The sequence below is a fragment of the Aquihabitans sp. McL0605 genome (genome assembly GCF_049993875.1).
In the GTDB taxonomy this organism is placed as follows: Bacteria; Actinomycetota; Acidimicrobiia; order Acidimicrobiales; family Iamiaceae; genus Aquihabitans.
On record NZ_CP188252.1, the window covers coordinates 1,452,238 to 1,470,048 of the forward strand.

At 72.7% G+C, this 17,811-nt stretch carries 13 protein-coding genes; 10 read left to right on the forward strand and 3 right to left on the reverse strand.

Annotated features, from left to right (window positions below; translation table 11 throughout):
- Positions 1–2: 2 nt before the first annotated feature.
- The 7 genes from ACPPVX_RS06545 (at position 3) to ACPPVX_RS06575 (ending at position 8,913) form a co-directional block, all read left to right on the forward strand.
- The gene (locus ACPPVX_RS06545; protein ID WP_426575002.1) at positions 3–764 is read left to right on the forward strand and encodes a succinate dehydrogenase/fumarate reductase iron-sulfur subunit; all 762 of its coding nucleotides are present in this window, start codon (positions 3–5) and stop codon (positions 762–764) included.
- Positions 765–808: 44 nt separating this feature from the next.
- Entirely contained in the window at positions 809–1,531 is a 723-nt protein-coding gene (locus tag ACPPVX_RS06550) for a histidine phosphatase family protein (protein ID WP_426574093.1), read from the forward strand.
- A 50-nt stretch (positions 1,532–1,581) separates the two neighbouring features.
- A complete protein-coding gene (locus ACPPVX_RS06555; RefSeq protein WP_426574094.1) occupies positions 1,582–2,856 on the forward strand; it encodes a DUF3089 domain-containing protein in 1,275 nt (424 codons plus the stop codon).
- Between the two features lie 108 nt (positions 2,857–2,964).
- On the forward strand, positions 2,965–4,176 hold the full coding sequence (locus ACPPVX_RS06560; protein WP_426574095.1) for a C69 family dipeptidase: 1,212 nt from the start codon (positions 2,965–2,967) through the stop codon (positions 4,174–4,176).
- A complete protein-coding gene (locus ACPPVX_RS06565; protein WP_426574096.1) occupies positions 4,173–5,534 on the forward strand; it encodes a flavin monoamine oxidase family protein in 1,362 nt (453 codons plus the stop codon). The genes ACPPVX_RS06560 and ACPPVX_RS06565 overlap by 4 nt, the downstream gene beginning before the upstream one ends.
- Before the next feature lie 218 nt (positions 5,535–5,752).
- The gene (locus tag ACPPVX_RS06570) at positions 5,753–8,122 is read left to right on the forward strand and encodes a sodium-translocating pyrophosphatase (RefSeq protein ID WP_426574097.1); all 2,370 of its coding nucleotides are present in this window, start codon (positions 5,753–5,755) and stop codon (positions 8,120–8,122) included.
- Positions 8,123–8,256: 134 nt separating this feature from the next.
- Entirely contained in the window at positions 8,257–8,913 is a 657-nt protein-coding gene (locus ACPPVX_RS06575) for a class I SAM-dependent methyltransferase (RefSeq protein WP_426574098.1), read from the forward strand.
- Positions 8,914–8,934: 21 nt separating this feature from the next.
- On the opposite strand, the gene ACPPVX_RS06580 is transcribed toward ACPPVX_RS06575, so the two are convergent.
- The 3 genes from ACPPVX_RS06580 to ACPPVX_RS06590 all read right to left on the reverse strand — a co-directional run bounded on the left by ACPPVX_RS06580 (position 8,935) and on the right by ACPPVX_RS06590 (position 12,388).
- Positions 8,935–9,684 carry a DedA family protein gene (locus ACPPVX_RS06580; RefSeq protein WP_426574099.1) on the reverse strand — a complete coding sequence of 250 codons (750 nt, stop codon included), beginning with the start codon at positions 9,682–9,684 and terminating at the stop codon, positions 8,935–8,937.
- A 121-nt stretch (positions 9,685–9,805) separates the two neighbouring features.
- Complete coding sequence (locus ACPPVX_RS06585) at positions 9,806–10,330, reverse strand: Ig-like domain-containing protein (protein WP_426574100.1); 525 nt, start codon at positions 10,328–10,330, stop codon at positions 9,806–9,808.
- 54 nt (positions 10,331–10,384) lie between these two features.
- Positions 10,385–12,388, reverse strand: a complete 2,004-nt coding sequence (locus ACPPVX_RS06590; RefSeq protein ID WP_426574101.1) for a hypothetical protein — start codon at positions 12,386–12,388, stop codon at positions 10,385–10,387.
- 171 nt (positions 12,389–12,559) lie between these two features.
- Between ACPPVX_RS06590 and ACPPVX_RS06595 the strand changes: the two genes are divergently transcribed.
- From ACPPVX_RS06595 to ACPPVX_RS06605, 3 genes are read left to right on the forward strand one after another with little or no spacing between them, the layout of a single operon-like run.
- The gene (locus ACPPVX_RS06595) at positions 12,560–14,764 is read left to right on the forward strand and encodes a glycosyltransferase (protein WP_426574102.1); all 2,205 of its coding nucleotides are present in this window, start codon (positions 12,560–12,562) and stop codon (positions 14,762–14,764) included.
- A 15-nt stretch (positions 14,765–14,779) separates the two neighbouring features.
- The gene (locus ACPPVX_RS06600; protein WP_426574103.1) at positions 14,780–15,850 is read left to right on the forward strand and encodes a hypothetical protein; all 1,071 of its coding nucleotides are present in this window, start codon (positions 14,780–14,782) and stop codon (positions 15,848–15,850) included.
- Entirely contained in the window at positions 15,847–17,808 is a 1,962-nt protein-coding gene (locus ACPPVX_RS06605; RefSeq protein WP_426574104.1) for an acyltransferase family protein, read from the forward strand. The genes ACPPVX_RS06600 and ACPPVX_RS06605 overlap by 4 nt, the downstream gene beginning before the upstream one ends.
- The last annotated feature ends 3 nt before the right edge of the window (positions 17,809–17,811 follow it).

Genomic DNA, 17,811 nt, shown 5'->3' on the forward strand with positions numbered 1-17,811 from the left:
ACCTGAACCTCACGCTGAAGATCTGGCGCCAGGACGGCCCCGACGCCACGGGCAGCTTCGACACCATCAAGGCCGACGGGATCAACGACGAGATGTCGTTCCTCGAGATGCTCGACGTGGTCAACGAGCGGCTCATCAACGACGGCAAGGACGCCGTGGTGTTCGACCACGACTGCCGCGAGGGCATCTGCGGCACCTGCTCGCTCATGATCAACGGCCAGGCCCACGGCCCCGCCAGGGGCACGGCCACCTGCCAGCTCCACATGCGCAAGTTCCACGACGGCCAGGAGATCGTGATCGAGCCCTGGCGGGCGACGGCGTTCCCGGTGATCAAGGACCTCATGGTCGACCGATCGGCGTTCGATCGCATCGTCGAGGCCGGTGGCTACATCACCGCCGAGACCGGTGGTGCTCCCGACGCCAACCTGATCCCGATCCCCAAGCCCGTGGCCGACGCCGCCATGGACGCGGCGGCGTGCATCGGCTGCGGCGCCTGCGTGGCCGCCTGCCCGAACTCGGCCGCCAACCTGTTCACGGCAGCCAAGATCAGCCACCTGAACCTGCTCCCGCAGGGTCAGGCCGAGCGCTACAGCCGGGTCGAGGCCATGGTCGACACCATGGAGGACTTCTTCGGCTCCTGCACCAACCACGGTGAGTGCCAGGAAGCGTGCCCGAAGGAGATCAGCATCGACTTCATCGCGCTGATGAACAAGGACTACCTCAAGTCCAAGTTCAAGAACCGCAAGATGCTCAGCCGCAAGTAGCCACGTCGGTTCGGGCCGTCAGAGGCGGTCGGTAGGGTCGGCCCATGGAGCTGATCCTCGTCCGACACGGCCAACCCGCGTGGACCACGCCCGAGGGCATGGGCCGCAACGACCCGGGTCTCACCGACCTGGGCCATGCCCAGGCCAAGCGAGCGGCCGATCGGCTGGCCGACACGGAGGACCTGCCCGGCCGCGGCGACGTCGACCGGCTCTACGTCTCCCCCGCGGTCCGCGCCCAGGAGACCGCCGCGCCCATCGCCGCCGCGCTCCAGCTGCCGATCGACACCCGGGAGTGGCTCTGGGAGCTGCGCAACCCCGAGGCGTGGGAGGGCATCCCGATCGAGCAGATCAGCGAAGCCTTCTCCACGCTCGGCGCCAAGTCGCGAGACGAGTGGTGGGACGGGCACGAGGGTGGCGAGACCCTGCGCGAGTTCCACCTGCGCGTCACCACCGGGCTGCGCTCCCTGCTGGCCGAGCTGGGCATCGTCCCGGCGCCCGAGCCCGGCCTGTGGGACCTCGACCCGCACGGCGTGGCGGCCGACGGCAGCGTCGACCGGGTGGTGGCCGTGGCCCACGGCGGCACCAACTCGTCGATCATCGCCCACCTCCTGGGGGCCGCGCCCGAGCCCTGGGAGTGGGACCGGTTCTCCATGGGCCACGCGTCGGTCGCGCTGCTCGTGCTTACCCCCATGGCCGGCCACCACATCTGGTCGCTCCGCTCGATCGGCGACGCCAACCACCTGGCCGTCGACGACCGCACCTACTGAGCCGCCGCGCGCCGCCCGTGATGTCACTGACGCGTTGGTACGGTCGCCCGATGGTTCCCCGCCCTCTCCACCGTGCCGGCCTCGCCGTGCTCGCCCTCGCGTTCATCGCCGCCGGCTGCAGCTCCGGCGGCAGCGATGCGTCGACCGCCTCCACCGCCGCCGCCCCCACCACCACCGCGGCCGGCGGCGGCGGCGGCACCGGCAAGGCGCTGGCCCGCTACGCCGACTACCAGAGCGTCAACCACGACGACCCCGCCCACTGGGTGTGCCGCCCCGACAAGGTCGACGACATCTGCGACCGCGACCTCGACGCCACCGTGGTGCAGGCCGACGGCACGCTCACCGTGGAGCCGTTCGAGAAGGCGAAGGACCCGCCGATCGACTGCTTCTACGTGTACCCCACCATCTCCCGCGACAAGACGCCCACCAGCGACTGGAACTACTCCGACGACGAAGAGGGCTACGTCACGCTCAACCAGGCGGCCCGGCTGCAGTCGCAGTGCCGGCTCTACGCCCCCGTCTACCGCCAGGCCACCCTGACCGCGCTCACGTCCCGCATGGCCGGGGGCTCGATCAAGGGCGCCGACCGGGCGGACCCGTACGCCGACGTGCTCGACGCCTGGCGCACCTACATGGCCAACGACAACCACGGCCGGGGCGTGGTCCTCATCGGCCACTCGCAGGGCACGGGCATGCTCAGCAAGCTCCTCAAGGAGGAGATAGATCCGAACGCCGACGTGCGCGAGCAGCTCGTCGGGGCGTACCTCGCCGGCGGCTCGGTCGAGGTCCCGAAGGGCAAGGCCGTCGGCGGCGACCTGCAGCACGTCCCGGTCTGCACCAAGGACGGCGAGGCCGGCTGCGTGGTCACCTGGGTCACGTTCCGCTCCACCGCGCCCCCTCCGTCGGGCTCCTTCTTCGGACAGCCTGGCGACGGGGGCCAGGTCGCGGCGTGCGTGAACCCGGCGGCCATCGGCGGCGGCTCCGCCGACCTCGACGCCTACCTCCCCGCCAACTCCGACGCCTCGATCCTGTCCTCGCTCGGCACCACCACCGCGGGGAAGTCCTGGGTCGAGCCGTCAGCCGGGAAGATCACGACCCCGTTCGTGCGCCTGCCGAAGCTGGTCAGCGGCGAGTGCCAGACCACCAGCGACGGCATCGACTACCTGTCGGCCACGCTCGACCCCGACACCGACGGCCCCCGTGCCGACGACATCCCCGGCGATCTGACGCCCGAGTGGGGCCTGCACCTCGTCAACATCAACCTGGTCATGGGCAACATCGTCGACGACGTCGCCGCCCAGGCCCAGACCTACGCCCACGGCTGACCACCCTCCAGGCCCATCGGGTCACGCCGCCACCCCCAGAGGGGGCTCCGCGACCTGGAACCGAGCGGGCGGGTGCCGGGGGACGGGCGTGGGGATACGGTCGGGCGCATGTGCGACACGCTGGTCTCGCTGACCGATGACGGCGTGCTGTTCGCCAAGAACAGCGACCGCGATCCGAACGAGGCCCAGGTGCTCACCTGGCACGCCGCCGCCGACCACCCGAGCGGGACCAGCACCGCCTGCACGTGGATCGCCATCCCCGAGGCGAGCCACACCCACGCCACCGTCCTGTCGCGGCCGTGGTGGATGTGGGGCGCCGAGATGGGGGCCAACGAGCACGGCGTGGTGATCGGCAACGAGGCCGTCTTCACCACCCAGCCCCACGGCGACCCCGCGCTGCTGGGCATGGACCTCGTGCGGCTCGGGCTCGAGCGCGGCCGCACCGCGGCCGACGCGGTCGAGGTGATGGTCACCCTGCTCGAGCGCCACGGCCAGGGCGGCTCGTGCAGCCAGGCCAAACCCGGGTTCACGTACCACAACAGCTTCCTGGTGGCCGATCCCCAAGGCGCGATCGTGCTCGAGACGGCCGGGAGCCTCTGGGCCACCGAACGGGTCGAAGGCCCGGGCCGGTCGATCTCGAACGGCCTCACCATCGAGGGCTTCGCCGATGCCCACGCCAACCGGCTCCGGGGCCGGGTGGCGGCCTGCTCGCTGCGCCGGGCCCGCACCCAGGCGGCGGCCGAGGTGGCCGTCGGTCCGCTCGACCTGTTCGCCGCCCTCCGCGACCACGGCGCCGAGCCGTCGCCCACCTACTCGGTGGTCAACGGGGCCCTCGACGCGCCGTGCGCCCACGCCGGCGGCAGGGTCACCGCCACCCAGACCACCGGCTCGTGGGTGGCCGACCTCCGCGGCGAGCAGATCCACTGGGCCACGGGCACGTCGGCTCCGTGCACCTCGATCTTCAAGCCGCTCCGGGTCGACCAGCCGACCGCCCGGCCCGGCGACGAGGCCGCCGGCGCCACGGCCGATCCCGCCTCTGGCTGGTGGCGCCACGAGGACCTGCACCGCCTGGTCCTGCGCGACCACGCCGCCTCCCATGCCCGGTTCGCCGCCGAGCAGCACCGGATCGAGGCGCGGTGGGTCACGGCTCCGCCGGCCACCGCCGAGGCGTTCGACGAGGCCGAAGCGGCCGAGGCCCGCTGGCGGGCCGACCTGCAGGCCGCCGACCTCCCCGACCGCCGCCCGCGCTGGCTCCGGTCGATGTGGACGGGCTGGGACCAGCGCGCCGGCCGCGCCAGCACGCGCTCGGCGGCGGCGTGAGCAGCACCCCGGTCATCGTGGTGGGCGCCGGCCTGGCCGGGCTGGCGGCCGCCCGGCGGCTCGCGGCCGATGGCCACGAGGTGGTGGTCCTCGAGGCTCGCGACCGGGTCGGGGGCCGCACCGAGGGCGGGGCCACCAGCGATGGCGCCCCGCTCGAGCTGGGCGGCCAGTGGGTCGGGCCGACCCAGAACCGGATGTACGAGCTGATCGAGGAGCTCGGCCTCGAGACGTTCCCCACCTACAACGACGGCGAGCTGGTCATCCGGCTGGGCGGCAAGCAGAGCCGGATGGGCTCCCAGCGCGGGGCCGTCCCCAAGCTGAACCCCTTCGCCCTGGCCGACCTGGCGCAGGGCCTCGCCCGCTTCACCAAGCTGTCGTCGAAGATCTCGCTCGACGAGCCGTGGGCGTCGGCCGGTGCCCGCAAGCTCGACGGCCAGACGTTCGAGACGTGGATCCAGCGCAACCTCCGCACCACCACCGGCCGGGCCTACTTCCGGATCGCGTGCGAGGCCGTGTTCTCGGCCGAGTCCACCGACCTGTCGGCCCTGCACGCGCTCTTCTACTCGCACTCCGGCAGCGACCTCGAGACGCTCCTCTCGGTCGACCGAGGGGCCCAGCAGGACCGGATCGTCGGCGGCTCCGTGCGCATCAGCGAGGCGATGGCGTCCCACCTCGGCGACCGGGTCCGCCTCGGCGCGGCCGTGCGCCGCATCGACCACGACGACCACGGCGTCCGGGTGCTGCTGCGCTCGGGCGAGGTGGTCGACGGGTCCCACGTGATCGTCGCCCTGCCCCCCACCCTCGCCGGCCGGCTGGAGTACGGGCCGGCGCTCCCCTCGTGGCGCGACCAGCTGACCCAGCGGCTCCCCGCCGGATCGGTGATCAAGCTCTACGCCGTCTACCCGGAGCCGTTCTGGCGGGCCGACGGGCTCAACGGACAGGCGGCGTCCGACGAGGGACCGGTGAAGGTCACGTTCGACAACACGCCGCCGGCCGGGACCCCCGGGGTCCTGGTGGGCTTCATGGAGGCGAACGACGGCCGGGTCTGGGCCCGGCGCACGGTCGAGGAGCGCCGCGCCGCGGCGGTCGAGTGCTTCGTGCGGTACTTCGGTCCCCAGGCTGCCGACCCGCTGGAGTACCACGAGCGCGACTGGATGGCCGAGGAGTTCAGCCGAGGCTGCTACGGCGCCCACTTCACGCCGGGGGTGTGGACCGCCTACGGCGAGGCGCTCCGGGCGCCCGTCGGCCGCATCCACTGGGCCGGCGCCGAGTGCTCGCCCGTGTGGAACGGGTACATGGAGGGCGCGGTCCGATCCGGCGAGAGCACGGCCGCCGACATCGCCACCCTGATCAGCTGAACCCGCGCTGACTCCGACCTGAGGCCCCGCCGCGACGCTCCGAGACCCGGCGCTCCACCCCCGACAACCCTTGTGTCGTCTTGCGTGACGGCCGTCATGCGTAGTAGCGAAGAGCCGTTCTGCGGGGACTCAGTTCGTGCCGCGCACCCCTTCGCGGCGGTGCGGCGCGTCCTCGCCAGGACGCCCCGTATCACGCCGAACCCGACGAAGGATCCACGGTGCACCTGCTCGCAGCCGAAGGCGGCTATCAGTTCTTCACGCTGGGAGGGACCGACAAGGCCCTCCTGTTCATGTCCCTGGGCATCGCCCTCCTCGCGCTGGTCTTCTCCGCCATCATGGCGAAGGGCGTCATCGACTCCGAGGACGGCACCCCGGAGATGCAGGAGATCGCCACGGCGGTCCAGGAAGGGGCCATGGCGTACATCACCCGCCAGTTCCGGACGATCCTGTTCATCGTCGTCCCGCTGTGCCTGGTGGTGTTCTTCACCTCCGCCGAGATCGTCAAGAACAACAGCATCGTGGCCCTCAGCTTCGCCCAGTCGGGGCTGTACCGGACGCTGGCGTTCATCATGGGTGCCCTGTTCTCCGGGGCCATCGGCTTCCTGGGCATGTGGCTCGCCACCCGCGGCAACATCCGCACCACGGCCGCCGCCACCAAGAGCGACTACCCCGGCGCCCTCAAGGTGGCCATCCGCACCGGCGGCTCCGTCGGCCTGGCCACCGCCGGCCTGGGCCTCTTCGGTGCCACCACGATCATCCTGATCTTCCAGAACACCAGCTCCGCCATCCTCGTGGGCTTCGGCTTCGGAGGCTCGCTCCTGGCCCTGTTCCTGCGGGTCGGCGGCGGCATCTTCACCAAGGCCGCCGACGTGGGCGCTGACCTGGTCGGCAAGGTCGAGGCCGGCATCCCCGAAGACGACCCCCGCAACCCCGCCACCATCGCCGACAACGTGGGCGACAACGTGGGCGACTGCGCCGGCATGGCGTCGGACCTGTTCGAGTCCTTCGGCGTCACCCTCGTGGCCTCCATCATCCTGGGCGTCTCGGCGTTCACCTCGATCGGCGTGGGCCCGGCCGATGCGGCCAAGGGCCTCGTGTTCCCGGTGGCCGTCATGGCCCTCGGCCTCGTCGCCTCGCTCATCGGCATCTACATGGTCAAGGCCCGTCAGGGCGAGAGCGATGCCCTCAAGGCCATCAACCGCGGCATCGGCGTGGCCCAGGTCCTGGCCATCTTGGCGGCCGCGGCCCTGGCGTTCGGCTACGTCGGCAACCCCAAGGCCATCGGCGGCGGCGACCTGCTCGTCAGCAACCCCGGCGCCCGCATGTTCGGCGCCGTGCTCGTCGGCGTGGTCCTCGGCTTCGCCGCCTCGAAGATCACCGCCTACTTCACCTCCACCACCACCAAGCCCGTCCAGGACATCGCCAAGGCCACCCGCACGGGCCCGGCCACCACGGTGCTCGAGGGCATGAGCCTCGGCCTCGAGAGCGCCGTGTGGGCCCTCATCGCCGTGGCCGTGGCCATCGGCGGCGCCGTGGCCCTCGGCGGCGGCTCCTTCAAGTTCTCCGTCTACCTGGTGGCCCTCGCCGGCATCGGCATGCTGTCCACCACCGGCATCATCGTGGCCGAGGACACCTTCGGCCCGGTGGCCGACAACGCGGCGGGCATCGCCGAGATGTCGGGCAACTTCGAGGGCGAGCCCGAGAAGATCATGGTGGCGCTCGACGCGGTGGGCAACACCACCAAGGCCGTCACCAAGGGCTTCGCCATCGGCTCGGCGGTCATCGCCGCCGTCGCCCTGTTCGCCTCCTACGGCGAGACCATCATCGAGCAGCTCGGCCCGCTCTGGAAGGGCGGCGAGTCGTTCGTCATCAACGTCGCCGACCCCAAGGTCTTCATCGGCCTGCTCATCGGTGGCTCCATCGCCTTCATCTTCTCCTCGCTCGCCATCCGCGCCGTGTCCCGCACGGCCGGCGTGGTGGTGCAGGAGGTCCGGCGCCAGTTCGCCGACGGCAAGATCATGAGCGGCGAGAAGAAGCCCGACTACGGGCCGGCCATCGACATCTGCACCGCGGCCTCGCTCCGCGAGCTGGCCACCCCGGCCATCATCGCCGTGCTCGCCCCGGTCATCATCGGCTTCGGCCTCGGCCCCATCTCGCTGGGCGCCTTCTTGGCCAGCGTCATCGTGGTCGGCCAGCTCATGGCCAACTTCCTCAGCAACGCCGGCGGCGCCTGGGACAACGCCAAGAAGTTCATCGAGGACGGCGCCGAGGGCGGCAAGGGCTCCGAGGGCCACAAGGCCGCGGTCATCGGCGACACCGTCGGCGATCCCTTCAAGGACACCGCCGGCCCGGCGCTCAACCCGCTGATCAAGGTCATGAACCTGGTCTCGCTGCTGATCCTGCCGGCGATCATCAAGGTGTACAGCAAGCCCAAGCTGGCCCTGCTGCACCAGTCGCCCAAGGGCGTCGCCATCGTGATCGCGGTCATCGCCGCCATCGTCGTGGTCGGGGCCATCGCCTACTCGAAGAAGTCGGGCGAGAAGGCGGCCCTCGCCGCCGAGGCCGAGATCGTGTCGGCTCCCGCCTGACCCATCCGCAGACGGGCCTCAGCGCCCGCTGGACGCCCGCTCGACCCACCGGCGTGCCCTCGGCCCTCGCGGCCGGGTGCACGCCGGTGGCGCGTCTGGGCTCGGGCGCCGGCCCCAGGGGGTAGACCGTCCCGGTGCACGTCGCCCACCACGAGCTGACCGTCCAGGCCGCCTACGACCTGGTGGCCGCCGACTACGCCGAGCTCCTCGCCGATGAGCTCGGGCGCAAGCCGTTCGATCGAGCCGTGCTGGGCGCGTTCGCCGAGCTGGTCCGGGTCGGTGGGCCCGGACCGGTCGGTGACCTGGGGTGCGGCCCCGGCCGGGTGACCGCGCACCTCCACGACCTCGGCCTCGAGCCGTTCGGGATCGACCGCTCCTCGGCGATGGTGGAGGTGGCCCGCGCCTCGTACCCCGACCTGGGGTTCGTCCGCGGCACGCTGGCCGCCCTCCCCCTGGCGAGCGCCTCGCTCGCCGGCGCCGTCGCCTGGTACTCGATCATCCACACCCCGCCACCGCTCCAGCCGGCCGTGTTCGCCGAGCTGGCCCGCGTCCTGCGTCCGGGTGGCTGCCTGCTCCTGGCGTTCCAGGTGGGCGACGAGCGCGTCCACCTGGAGCAGGCGTACGGCCACATCCTGTCGTTGGACGCCTACCGGCTTCCCACGGCCCGGGTGGCCGCCTGGGCGGCCGAGGCCGGCTTGGACGTCGTGGCCGAGCTCACGAGGGCGCCCGCGGACGGGGAGGCCCAGCCGCAAGCGTTCCTGGTGGTCCGGCGTGGGGAGCTGCCGGCCTGACCCCGATGCGACCGAGAGCGGTCAGGCGTCGACCGACGGGCCCTGATCGACCGAGGAGGGCGCCTCGGCGGTGCCGTTGCGCTTGTGCCGACGATCGCGGATCACCTCGACTGCCACCGGCGAGAGCGACAGCGCCACGATCCCGATGATGGCGAGGTCGATGTGGTCGCGCACGAAGGCCACGTTGCCCATCACGTGGCCGAGCACGGTCACGCCCACCGCCCAGCACAGGGCGCCGATCATGTTGTAGATGAGGAACGTGCGGTACCGCATCTTGCCGACACCGGCGACGATGGGGACGAACGTGCGCACGATCGGGATGAACCGCGCCAGCAGCACCGTCTTCGGGCCGTACTTCTCCATGAAGTCGTGGGCCTTGGTGACGTGGCTCTGCTTGAAGAACCGGGAGTCCTCCCGGCTGAACAGCGAGGGACCGACGCCCTTGCCGAACCAGTAGCCGACCTGGTCGCCCAGGACGGCGGCGACGAAGAACAGCGGCAGGAGCACCCAGATCGACGGCATGCCCTCGTAGACGGGCCGGAGGGCCTCGCCGGCGGCGCCGACGCTGGTGAACGCATCGGCCCCGCTGCTCGTCATGAAGCCGGCCAGGAACAGCAGCGAATCGCCCGGGAGGAAGAAGCCGAAGAACAGCCCGGACTCGGCGAAGATGATCGCCGCGATCACCCAGGCGGCGCTGGCGCCGGCCTTCTCGAGCCAGAACTCGGGCTTCCACGGGCCGGTGGCCAAGATGTTCGAGAGCATCGCAAGCATCCGAGCACCCTAGGGGACGACCCCCTCCAGATCGGAACCAGGGCCGGGACGCGGAACGACCCCGCCCGAGGGGCGGGGTCGTTCTCGAAGGGTGTGCTGGCGCCTAGCGCCAGCGGGCTACTCAGGCCTGGCGGGGCCGGCGAGCGCCGTAGAGGAAGGCGCCACCGAGGACGATGGCCGCAGCGCCGATGCCGACCAGCGGGCCGGTGTTGGAGCTACCGGTGCGGGCCAGGGTGCCGTCGTCGACGTTGTTGACCGACTCAGCGAGGACGTTCACGTTGAGGAACTGCTGGACGTCGCCGCAGGTGGCGGTGACGAGGTGCATGCCCAGCGTGGAGTCGGACGGGATGGTGATCTTGGCGGTGAAGTCGCCGTTGGCGTCGGTGGTGAAGGTGCCGAGCACGGTGCCGTCATCGAAGGTCACGGTGACCTCGGAGCCGGCGGCGCAGCCCTTGCCAGAGACATCGACCGACTCGCCGCGCACGACGGTGATCGTGGGGATCGCAGCTGCCGTGGTGGAGCTCGAGGCGGTGGTGGTGGTGCCACACCCGCCGTACCCACAATCCTCAGCACCGGCGACGGCGCTCCCACCGAACGCGAAGAGCGCTCCGATGAGGACTACCAGCATCACCTTGGTTCGAATCATGTTGTTACCCTTCCACCCTTCACGCAGGAGCCTCCCGCAACTGTGCACGTCAAGCTAGTCGCGCGCACCCCTCGGAGCAAGTATTCGGCTATAGAGCCGCCGACGTGAGGACATGCACCAGATCGTGACCGAAGCCACAGCGGCGTCGACGGCCAGGATCAGCAGCGCCGGCCAGAACCAGATCACGCCGCCACCGCCCTCCAGGCGGAGGCGCCCATCGCCGGTGACCTGCACCGCAGTGCCCCATCCCTGGACCCAGCCCGGGGCCCCGGCCACGTTGAGGACCGATCCTCGAGGCGCCTCGGTGACCAGGACCGGGGGCACCGGCCGCCGCAGGTCGTGGGCGGTGCCGTCGGGACCCGTGGCCGGGCCGGCCCACCCCCGCACCTCGTAGAGGTCCACGTCGGGGAGGGCGAGGACGTGCTCGAGCCCCGGGTCGGCGGGCAGCGCCTCGTAGTCCTGAGCGCCGCGCTCGTGGGCCAGGACCACCCACCGGACGCCGAGGGCAGCCAGGTCGGACGCGACCGGCCGGCCGGCGTGGGCCTGCTCGACGATGCGGTCGACGGCCACGGACCTCCGGTCGACCTGCTCCTGGTGGCGGCGGGTGCCGTCGAGCAGCGGGTCGTAGCTGCTGATGACGTCGCCGCCCAGGTAGTCGGGCATCGGGTTGAACGCCTGCCGGCCGTCGGCGAACGACAGCGCCGGGTACTCGCTCCAGGGCAGGGCCACGACGGTGCCCGGATCGCGGGCGATCGTGCTGCGGACCTGCGCCCACCCCGCCGGGTACTCCACCGGGGCCAGGCGCCCGTCGACGCCCCACCAGCCGGGGACCGACACCGCGAGCGCGACCAGCAGCGGGACGCACCGCACCGCACCGACCACCCAGCCCGGCGCCTCGGGCGTCCGGGCGCGGAGGCGCTGGCCCGCCAGGGCGCCCCCCAGCGCCGCCGCCGGGGCCGCCCACACCAGCCACAGCGCGAGGAATCGGTGGCTCTCGCGCAGCGGGGCCCCGATCGGGAGCTCCGTCAGCCACTCGTAGGCGTCGCGCACCCCGGGCACCGCGCTCGCCACCGCCAGCAGCAGCCCGATCCCGGCGACCACCGAGGCGGCACCCTCCCACGACCGGAGCCCCCGCCGCCGGAGGAGGTCGAGGCCGCCCACCAGGGCGAGCGCCGCGATCAGCACCCCGGCGACCGCGCCCACCGCGCCCGTGGCGCCCACCTGGTAGTCGGCGCGCCAGAACCCGCTCCCCGCCACCACGGCGGGCCACCCAGCGACCCCGTCGGCGTGGGTGGCGAAGCCGTTCGCCCCGCTGACCCCCGCCCCGGCCCAGAGCAGCACCGCCGTGGGCGCCACCCAGATCAGCTGGGGCACGAGGATGGCCACGAGCGGCTTCACGTAGCGGCGCGGCCGCGGCTGCAGCACCAGGGCGATCACCGCCGTGGCCACGCCGAGCGTCCCGCCACCCGGCCCACCGATGGCCATCGCCACCGACGCGATGAACGTCGACGGTAGGTGGTCGGCGGGCCGGCACAGCCGCGGCAGGACCCACGGCAGCACGGCGATGACCCACAGCAGGTTGATGTGGCCGACCGCGACGCGGGTGAGGGCGAAGGGCCCCACCGCCCACAGCAGGCCGGCCGCCAGCTGGCCCACGACGCCCACCGAGGTGCCGGCCGGGGCGAAGGTCCGCGCCAGCCGGGCGGCGCCCGCGAACCCCGCCGCCAAGAACACGACGATCAGGACCTTGGTGATGACCGGACCGCCCACCACGGCCGACCCCAGACCCAAGATGGCGAACAGGGGCACCCGCTGCGACAGCGCCGGGCCGAGCCCGTACATCCCGTTGGGCACCGGGATGTGGGGGGTGACCAGGAGATCGAGGCTGAGCAGCGAGCCGCCGCCGAGACCCGGGCCCAGCACGATCAGGCCGAGCAGGGCCCCCACCGCCCAGGGCCACCACCCTGGGATGGGCCGATCGCGGCGCGAGCGCGCCGCGGCGGGGCCGAGGTGAGGGGGCGCGTTGGTCTCGGCAGTGGGCGGCACGTGGATCCTCACCAGGGGCCCCCTCCGAGGGAGCGCCGGTGGCGCCACGCTAGTGTTCCTCACTCCACCGCATCTGCGGACAGGTGCGCCGAGCGTTGTGGGATCGGCCCCACGGACGAGGACCTCCATGACCCGAGCAGCTCGAGGGACAGCGGTGAACGTTCCGCCACGGGTGGCGCGCTGATGCGCATCCTCATCGCCGCCTGGCGGGACCTCGCCAACGACCTGGCGGGCGGCTCCGAGGTCCTCATCGACCACCTCTGCAAGGGGATGACCGCGCGCGGCCACGACGTCACGCTGCTGTGCGCCAACCCGGTCGGCGAGGGCCACGGCTACCGCGTGCACCCCAACGGCGGCACCGTCGACCAGTACCTGCGGGCGCCGTTCGCCTACCTCCGCCACTTCCGCGACGCCGACCTCGTGGTCGATGTCGCCAACGGCGTGTCGTTCTACGCCCCCGCCTGGCGGCGGGGGCCGTCGCTCTGCCTGGTCAACCACATCCACACCGAGCAGTGGGACCAGTGGTTCAACTGGCCGGTCGCGCCGCTCGGCCGCCTCGCCGAGCGCAAGCTCATGCCCGCCGTCTACCGCGACCACCTGTTCGTCGCGGTCTCGCCGTCCACCGCCGACCTCCTCGAGGAGCTGGGCGTCGATCGCGACCGCATCCGGATCATCATCAACGGCACCGAGCTCCCCGCCACCATCGGACACGAGGCACCCGAGCCGCTGTTCGTGGGCCTCGGCCGCCTGGTCCCGCACAAGCGCTTCGAGCTGGCCGTCGAGGCCTTCAACCAGATCCAGCCGATCATCGGCGGGCGCCTCGTCATCGCCGGCGACGGGCCCGAGCGCGACCGCCTCCTCGAGATGGCCGGTCCCGGGGTCGAGATCCCCGGGCGCATCTCCGAGCAGGAGAAGCAGGAGCTCCTGAGCAACGCCTGGCTCATGGTGCACCCCGCCAGCCACGAGGGCTGGGGCCTGGTCATCACCGAGGCCGCGGCCTACGGCGCCCCCGCGCTGGCGTTCCGGGTGCCAGGGCTGCAGGACTCCATCGTCGACGGGATGAGCGGCGTGCTCGTCGACCGGCCCGAGCAGCTGGCCGAGACCTGGCTCAAGATCGCCCAGGACAAGCCGCTGCGGGACCGGCTGCGGACCGGTGCGCTGCGCCGCGCCGCGGCCTGCAGCTGGGACGCCACCGTCGACCGCTTCGAGGAGATCTGCGAGGAGGCGGTGCAGAGCCACAAGCGCTCGCTCCAGCTGCCCCCCGGCTCCTGGACCGGACCCGACGAGCGGGTGCCCGTCGGTGAGTACGGCGACGCCGACACCCCGGTGATCGACTCCCCCGAGCTCGCCGGCATCCCCACCGGCACCGGCCGGCAGGGCCTGCAGGTGGTCCGCGACCGCCCCGACCTCACGATCGTGCTGCCCGCGTTCAACGAGGCGGCCCGGCTCCCGATCTCGCTGCCGGTGCTGGCCGAGTTCCTGGCCGGGCAGTCGCTGCGGACCGAGGTGATCATCGTCGACGACGGCAGCACCGACGACACCGTGCGGATCGGCACCGAGCTGCTCCGCGAGATCCCCCGCTCGGGCGTCTTCAAGCTCGGCCGCCACGGCGGCAAGGGCGCCGCGGTCCGAGCCGGCGTGGCGCGCGCCACCGGCCACAACATCGTGTTCATGGACGCCGACATGGCGACCGACCTCGAGTTCCTCGAGCCGCTGCTCACGGCGCTCGACGACGTCCACGTGGCCATCGGCTCCCGCAGCGCCCCCGGCGCCATCACCAGCGGCATCACGCCGTCGAGCGACGCCGCCCACCGCATGTTCAACGTGCTGGCCCGCTCGGCCACCGGCCTCGCCATCACCGACTTCCAGTGCGGGTTCAAGGGGTTCCGGGCCGCCACCGGCAAGCTCCTCTTCCACCTCATGCGGGAGCGCGGCTACGCCTTCGACGTGGAGCTGCTGGCCCTGGCCGACCGGATCGGCTTCGACCTCCGCGAGGTGCCGGTGCACTGGCGGGCGGTCCGCGGCAGCCACGTGCGGATCGTGGTCGACTCGCTCCACATGACGTACCAGATCGCACGCATCTCCCGTCGGGTCCGGTACCCCCAGACCATCTCGGCGCTCGAGGCGTACGGCCGCTCCCCGGACCTCTCGACGGCCGACCTGGCCCGCGCGGTCGACGCCGAGCTCCCGGTCCCCGGCGCGGTCGTCCCGTGGGACAAGGGCGTGCTGGTCCTGCTGCCGTTCGTCGAGCCCGTCGATGCCACCCAGCTGGCCACCGCCCTCGAGCGCAACCTCGACGGCATCCTGGTCCGGCCCACCGCCATCGATGCCGCGGCCATCCTCGATCCGCAGGGCCACCGCCTCCGGGCGGGCCTGGCCCTTCCCTGAGGCCCGCCTCGAGCGATGGATCCAGCTGATCACACCGCGGCCCTGCCGCTGCCCGCATCTCGGCACGCGCTCGCGCTGCTCCGGTTCCCCGACCCGCGCACCGACTGGGTGGTGGTCACGGTCGCCACCCTCTCGCAGCCGCTCACCGACCTCGACGCCGCCCTGGAGGCGCTGCACGCATCGGTGCCGATCGTCGGGGCCCGCCTGCGCGACGAGGTGTGGCACGCGGGCTCGGCACCCACCCCGATCGTGGTCGAGGGCGACCCGCTCGGGCACCCCGCGCTCGATCGGGCGTTCGATCTGGGCGAGGAGCCGCCGCTGCGCGTGGTGCTGTCGGCCGACGGCCTGCGGCTGGGCATCGCCGGCCACCACGCTGCGTTCGACGGCCTCGCCCTGGTCGCGGTGCTGCGGGCGCTCACCTCGGGCGAGCAGCCCAAACCGGTCACGTCGCCCCCGCCCGGCGAGGCCGGGTCCAAGGTCCCGCTGCTGCAGCGGCTGGCCCGCCCGGCCGACCGCGTGGCGCCCACCCCGGGCGTCTGGCCGCGCGACGCCTACGCCACCCGGACCGTGACCGTCACGGGGAAAGGCATCACCGGCCAGCTCACCGCGGCGTGCGTGCGCGCCGTCGTCGACCACAACGCCGACCGGGACCACCCCATCCGCAAGGTGGGCCTCACCATCGCCATCGGGGGGCCCGCGGGCGTGGGCAACGTGGCCTCCTACCGCCGCATCGACGTGACCCCCTCGGACCCGATCCCGGCGCTCGTGCAGGAGGCGCTCGCCTCGCCCGACGAGCCCGGCGAGCAGGTCAGCGCACCCAAGGCGCTGATGGCGCTGCTCGAGCCGGTGGTCGAGCGGTTCTCCGACACGATCCTGGTGTCGAACCTGGGACGCCACCGCGTCCCAGGGGTCGAGCGGCTCGACTTCTTCCCGGTCGCTCGGGGCCGCTCTGCCGTGTGCTTCGCGTCCGCCGCCATCGAGGGCGGCCAGACCACCCTCACGCTGCGGGCCCGCGACCTGTCGCCCGGCGACGCCCGCCGCCTGCTCGACGCCGCCTGCGCGCACCTCGCGAGCTCGCCCGGGTGACCACCGCATCGGCCCCGACGACGCCCGACCCGGGCGGCGAGCTCGCCGATCCCCCTCAGGCGCCCGGGCCCCGGCTCCCCCACGTATCCGCGCTCGACGGGCTGCGCGGTGCCGCGGTCGCCGCCGTCCTGCTCAACCACGCCGGGCACCTCACCGGCGGCTGGCTCGGCGTCGACCTGTTCTTCGTCCTGTCGGGCTACCTGATCACCGCGCTGCTGATCCAGGGCTGGAAGGACCGCGGCGGCCACGTCGCGCTCGCCAACTTCTGGGCCCGCCGGGTCCGGCGCCTGGGACCGGCCCTGGTCCTGCTGCTGCTCGGGGTCAGCCTCTACGCCACCTTCGTGGCGCAGCCGTCGGAGCTCACGGGCATCCGCAGCGACGGCCTGGCCACCCTCTTCGAGGTGGCCAACCTCCGCACCATCGCCTCCGGCGGCGACTACTGGGCCACGATCCTGCGCCCGTCGCCGCTGCGGCACACGTGGAGCCTCGCCATCGAGGAGCAGCTGTACCTGATCTGGCCGCTGGTGGTGGCCGGCCTGCTGAGGTGGCGCCGCAGCCCCAAGGCCGTGCTGGTGGCCGCCGTGACGCTGGCCGTCACGTCCGGCGCCCTGATGGAGGTGCTGTTCTCGCTGGGCGTCAGCCGCAGCCGCCTCTACTACGGCACCGACACCCGAGCCTCGGCCGTGATGCTCGGCGCCGCGCTCGCCGCCGCCCGCGTCACCATGGGGCCCTCCCGTTGGGCGGGCACCCGGCAGCTGCGCCACGCCGCCGGCATCGTGGGGGCGGGCGCCCTGGCGCTGGCCTGGTGGGGGCTCGACGGGAGCGAGGGGATCTCGTACCGGGTGCTGCCCCTGGTGGGGATCGCCGCCGCCGTCGTGGTGGCCTCGGTCGCCGACCGCCGCCACCCCGGACCGGTCGGGCGGGTCCTCAACCTCCGCCCGCTGCCGGCCCTCGGCCGCATCAGCTACGGCGTGTACCTGTTCCACTGGCCGATCTTCCTGGTGCTCGACGAGGCGCGCACGGGCCTGTCGGGGTGGACCCTCACGGGGGTCCGGGTCGGCGTCACCGTGGTGCTCGCGGCGATCAGCTACCGCTTCGTCGAGGAGCCGATCCGCACGCGGCGCTTCCTGGAGGGACGGCCGGCGCGGGCCGCGGTCCCCGCCGCGGCCGCCATCGTGATCATCGCCCTGGTCTCGTCCACCCTGGGCGCGACGGCGCGGCCCGACCTGTCCCGGGCCATCGGTGCCGTCGACGTCTCGTCCGTGCCCGGTGCGCCCCGCGTGCTGCTGGCCGGCGACTCGGTGCCCCTCCTGCTGGGCGTCGAGCTCAGTGCCCAGAAGGACCAGCTGGGCGTCTCGGTCATCAACCGGGCCAAGCCCGGCTGCCAGCTGCTGGCCGGGCTCGGCCCCATCCGCGGTGTCGAGGGCAACATCCGGACCGACATCAACGACTGCTCCGGCGACGGCGAGTACCGGGCCCAGGTGGCGAAGTTCCACCCCGACGTCTCCGTGCTGATGTTCGGCGAGTTCCCGAACGAGTCGATCCGGATCGAAGGCCACGAGACCCGGCCGTGCGACGACCTCTTCCTCGAGGCCTGGCGCACCAAGCTCGACAGCCTCGTCGGCGACCTGCGGTCGTCGGGTGCGCCGGTGGTGCTGGTGAGCGCCCCCGGCACCACCCTGTCGTGGGTGCTCGAGCGGGCCCGGCCCGGCATGCCGGCGCGCGTGCGCTGCGTGAACCAGGTGCTCCGAGACATCGCCAAGGCCACGCCCGGGGTCCACGTCATCGACCTGGCGTCGTACGTGTGCCCCTCCGACGACCGGTGCCTCACGGAGATCGACGGCGCCGACCTCCGCCCGGACGGCCAGCACTTCGAGGGTCCCGGTGCCGCCGCCGTGAACAACTGGCTGATCCCCCAGGTGACCGCCATCGCCCAGAGCGAACGCCGGGGGAACTGACCC